Below are 913 nucleotides of genomic sequence, written 5' to 3' on the forward strand. Positions count from 1 at the left end.
CTCTGGTCGGTGCTGCACCCGCACGCTACAGGCCAGACGCGGCAACGTCTGGTTGAGCAGTTTGCGGCTACGGTGGGGGTTGTGGTCGTCATTTGATCGGATCAGACGACGCCAGACGCGCCAGGTTGGTATCGCTTCGACGCCATGCGCGGCACGAAAGATGCATCCAAGTTACGATGCATTTTATGGTGATTTGCATGACAAGAAACGCAGAGCCAGCGGACGTCTAACGGATTGGAATAATCGTCGTGATGCGCTTGGACTTTTTTCTCCCCGCAATTCTCACAAGGACTTTTTTTGAGTATGCCAGATCGGAGTGCGCTCCATACTTGCGTGTAAGCCGATTTTTTTTGGGGATTTTTCTTATCCCACTTCTTTTTTGCTGCGTTTCCGACGCTAGGCTTGGCAGTCGCATACGCCTGACGTGCAGCAACCCGAGCCGGGTCATTTGCACGCATCCAATCATATGCGCGGTAATATTCCGAACTCGCTGCGCGAACGTTTTTGACATCCGTTTTCGTGCATTCTTTGCATTTATTCAGATGGCCATCAGCCATTCCCGGGTGTGTGTAAAACGCGCTCAACGGAAGATGCCGCGAGCATTTGAAGCATTGCTTCATTTCGGCCTCCTAAAATGGGATTTCAGAGTCGAAATCATTGCCAGCTGGTGCGTCCCACCCGCTCGACTGGTGAGACCGCTGGCTATTCTGTCGCTGCGGGGCGGGTCGCTCGGACTGGCCGCCTTCGTTGTCTTCGCGCTTGTCATGCAAAATCAGAGAAAAACCGGCACGAACAACAACTTCGGTTGCGTAACGGTCTTTACCATCCTGATCTTGCCATTTTGACGTTTCGTTTCGACCGATAATCTGGATTTTCGAGCCCTTGCGAACGAACCGCTCAACGACTGAAACGG

At 52.7% G+C, this 913-nt stretch carries 1 protein-coding gene; it reads right to left on the minus strand.

The genetic code is table 11. The features are described 5' to 3' along the window. Positions 1 to 629: 629 nt before the first annotated feature. A partial coding sequence (locus JCM15831_RS15280; protein WP_025824913.1) for a single-stranded DNA-binding protein occupies positions 630 to 913 on the minus strand: 284 nt, incomplete at its 5' end.

This window comes from Asaia astilbis JCM 15831, from assembly GCF_000613845.1.
In the GTDB taxonomy this organism is placed as follows: Bacteria; Pseudomonadota; Alphaproteobacteria; order Acetobacterales; family Acetobacteraceae; genus Asaia; species Asaia astilbis.